Source organism: Streptomyces sp. adm13(2018) (genome assembly GCF_008042145.1).
In the GTDB taxonomy this organism is placed as follows: Bacteria; Actinomycetota; Actinomycetes; order Streptomycetales; family Streptomycetaceae; genus Streptomyces.
This window is the reverse complement of the sequence record NZ_RDBH01000145.1, coordinates 11,391-14,647: the sequence shown is the minus strand read 5'-3', so window position 1 is coordinate 14,647 and position 3,257 is coordinate 11,391. Positions and strand designations below refer to the sequence as shown.

Annotated in this window: 3 protein-coding genes; 2 read left to right on the top strand and 1 reads right to left on the bottom strand. The window is 74.0% G+C overall.

The genetic code is table 11. The features are described from left to right. The first annotated feature begins 124 nt into the window (after positions 1-124). Together EAO70_RS34535 and EAO70_RS34530 are read left to right on the top strand one after the other, a co-directional pair. A complete protein-coding gene (locus EAO70_RS34535; RefSeq protein ID WP_148006769.1) occupies positions 125-478 on the top strand; it encodes a DUF805 domain-containing protein in 354 nt (117 codons plus the stop codon). A 271-nt stretch (positions 479-749) separates the two neighbouring features. Further along, positions 750-2,039 (top strand): ATP-binding protein, encoded by a 1,290-nt coding sequence (locus EAO70_RS34530; RefSeq protein WP_148006768.1) that lies wholly within the window; start codon positions 750-752, stop codon positions 2,037-2,039. On the opposite strand, the gene EAO70_RS34525 is transcribed toward EAO70_RS34530, so the two are convergent. Continuing rightward, positions 2,017-2,955, bottom strand: a complete 939-nt coding sequence (locus EAO70_RS34525; RefSeq protein ID WP_148006767.1) for a PfkB family carbohydrate kinase — start codon at positions 2,953-2,955, stop codon at positions 2,017-2,019. The genes EAO70_RS34530 and EAO70_RS34525 overlap by 23 nt on opposite strands. Positions 2,956-3,257: the final 302 nt, after the last annotated feature.

Genomic DNA, 3,257 nt, shown 5'->3' with positions numbered 1-3,257 from the left:
TCCGGAACGGCCACTGCCCGGTAACGAATTGACCCACGCCGTTTCGGCCACCTAAGTTCTGCGTAAAGCTTGCTCCACAGGGACAGGCTCTCCCGCTCGCACACCCGGTCCTTGGGGGGACAAAGTGAACTGGTACCTCGACGTCATCAAGAAGTACGCCGTCTTCAGCGGCCGGGCACGGCGCAAAGAATTCTGGATGTTCCAGCTCTTCAACTTCATCATCTCGATCGTGCTCGTCGCCATCGGCACGGCGATCGACTTCTCGCTGCTGAGCACGATCTACTCGCTGGCCGTCCTCCTGCCGTCCCTCGGCGTCACGATCCGCCGTCTGCACGACACCGGCCGCTCGGGCTGGTGGATCCTCATCGGCCTGGTGCCGATCGTCGGCTTCATCATCATCATCGTCTTCACGGCCTCCGAGGGTGAGCCGCAGCAGAACGCCCACGGCCCGAACCCGAAGCTGGCCCCGGCCTACTGACGGTCCCGGCCTTCTGACGGCGCGGCCCCCTGAGGGCCACGGTCCGCTGAAGTCCCCTGTGCAAGGCCCCCGGAGATTCCTCCGGGGGCCTTTCCGCGTTCCGCCGTGCCCGGCGGCCCGCCGGCACGGACCGCGTCACCGGGCGGCCGGTGCCGCATAGAGCCGCCGCGGCGCGTTCGCCCGGGCCTCCTTGTGCAGGATGGCGCACGTCCCGGACCGAGGCCCCCGCCTAACCTCGCCACAACGGCACCAACGAGGGGCGGTACCACCGGTGAACTGGCACATCCACGACTACCGCGAGAGCGATCTCGCCGCCGTCGTCCATCTGATCGACACGACCGCGGAACTCGGGCAGGAGTCCGTATTCTCGCTGGCCGAGTGCATCAGCGCCCTGACCGGCCGCCAGCCGGCCGTGGTGGCCGTCCACCAGGGCGTGCCCATCGGCGCCGCGCTCGCCTCGGTCTCCGGCGAGCGGGCGTGGGTCATGCGGATCGCGATCTCCTCGGCCTGGCGCGGCCGCGGTCTCGCCAGCGCGCTCCTCGTGGAACTGGAGCGGCGGCTGGTGGCGGCCCGGGTCGGGCGGATCGCGTACGTCCTGCCGGAGGAGGAACTCCTCGGCGAGGGCCTCCTGAACGCCGGGTACAGCCGCCGGCCGGCCGTGGCGTACTTCGAGAAGGTGGAGCCGCTGCACGGCCCCGCCGCCGGGCTCCTCGACGACCTGGGCGGACGGCTGCTCCCCGGTGACCTCTGGGCCAAGGTCGCCGGTATGGAACGGGAGAAGGACCTGATCGAACGAAGGGTGGTGCTGCCGCTCGCCGAGCCGGAGCGGGCCGGCCTGCACGGGGTGCGACCGCCGCGCGCGATCGGCCTGTTCGGCCCGCCCGGCACCGGCAAGACGACCTTCGCCCGCGCGATCGCCTCCCGGCTCGGCTGGCCGTTCGTGGAGATCCTCCCGTCCCGCCTGGCCGACGAGGGGAACCTCGCCGCCGCGCTGCGGTCGGCGTTCGCCCGGATCGCGGAGCTGGAGCGGGTCCTCGTCTTCATCGACGAGGTCGAGGAGATCGCCCCCGTCCGCTCGGAGCCCGCGCAGCCGGGCGGCATGCACGGGGTGACGAACGAACTCCTCAAGCTGATACCGGGGTTCCGGGAGGGGGACGAGCGGCTGCTGGTCTGCGCCACCAACTCGATCCGCTCGCTCGACCCGGCGTTCCTGCGGCCCGGCCGGTTCGACTACCTCATCCCGATCGGTACGCCGGACAAGGCGGCGCGGGCCGCCATCTGGGGCCGGTACACCGACGGCAGGCCGGAGGTCGACATCGACGAACTGGTCCTGTCGAGCGACCTGTTCACCCCGGCCGACATCGAGCACGCCGCCCGGATCGCCGCCCAGGCGTCCTTCGAGCGGGACCTGCTCGCCGTCGGCGCCCGGGGCGGGGACGGTCCGGCGCCCGGTGCGAGCACCGCGGACTACCTGGCGGCCATCGGCGAGTGCCGGCCCACGGTGACCCCCGAGATGGTGGAGCAGTTCGCCTCGGACATCACCTCGCACGCCCGGACCTGAGGGCCTCCTCCCGGAGCGCGGCCTCCAGTTCGTCCCGGTCCGGCGGCCACGAGCCGCCCCGGGAGACGGTGACCGCCGCCGCGGCGGACGCCCGCCGCAGGAGCCCGTCGAGATCCTCGGCATCCAACGTGCCCAGGGCGTCCCGGCCCTGCCCGGCGAGTGCGTCGAGGACGGCCGACATGAAGGAGTCCCCCGCGCCGACGGTGTCGGCGACGGCGACCGGGAGCGCCGCGGCCTCGACCAGGTGCTTCCGGCCGAGGGCGAACGAGCCGGCCGCGCCCCGGGTGACGAGGACGAGGGCGGGTCCGAGGCCCAGCCAGCGGGCGGCGACCGTGTGCGGCTCCTCGTCCGGGTAGAGCCAGGCCAGGTCCTCGTCGCTCGCCTTGGCCAGGTCGCTCAGCGCGACGCAGCGCTCGACGCGGGCCACGGCCGCCCCGTGCTCGCCCATGAGGGCGGGCCGCACGTTGGGGTCGTAGCTGACGGTGGCACGGGCCCGCAGCCGCTCCGTCTCGGCGAGCACGGCGGCCGCGCCGGGCGCGGTGACGGCGGCGATCGAGCCGATGTGGACGTGGTCGGGTGCCAGGCCGGCCGGTGCTCCGCCGGTCAGCGTCCAGGCGATGTCGAAGCGGTAGGTGGCCCCGCCGTGCGCGTCGAGCCCGACGACCGCCGAGGGGGTGCGCGGGGGCCGCCCGCCGACCTCCACCCGTACGCCCGCGTCCCGGAGATGGGCCTCGATGAGGCGTCCGGTGTCGTCGTCGGCGAGCTGGGTGAGCAGGGTGACGTCCCGGCCGAGCCGCCCGAGGCCGTGGGCGACGTTGGCGGGGCTGCCGCCCGGGTGGACGCGGTCGGCGGCGGCGGAGCCGGCCGGGGCGGGGACGATGTCGGCGACGCACTCGCCGATCACCAGGAAGGACATGGGCACGGCTCCTGTCGACGATGCGGTTCCCGGCGCGGCGGACCTCGCCACGGGCGCCCCTGGTGGACGGTCCGCAGATCGTACGCGGCGGGGGCGGGCGCCGCCGAGGCGGCGTCCTCCGCCCCGGGCCCGCGACGCCCTATCGTGGTCGCCGGCGCTCCCCCGGCGGGACCGGAGGGGCGGCGGGCGGCGCAGAGCCGCCACGACCCGCGCAGACCGCGAGGCCGGCGAGGGCCGGCGACGACAGGGGGACCGCTCCGGTGGAGCAGTACGAGGGACTCGACCTGATGACCGTCACCGGG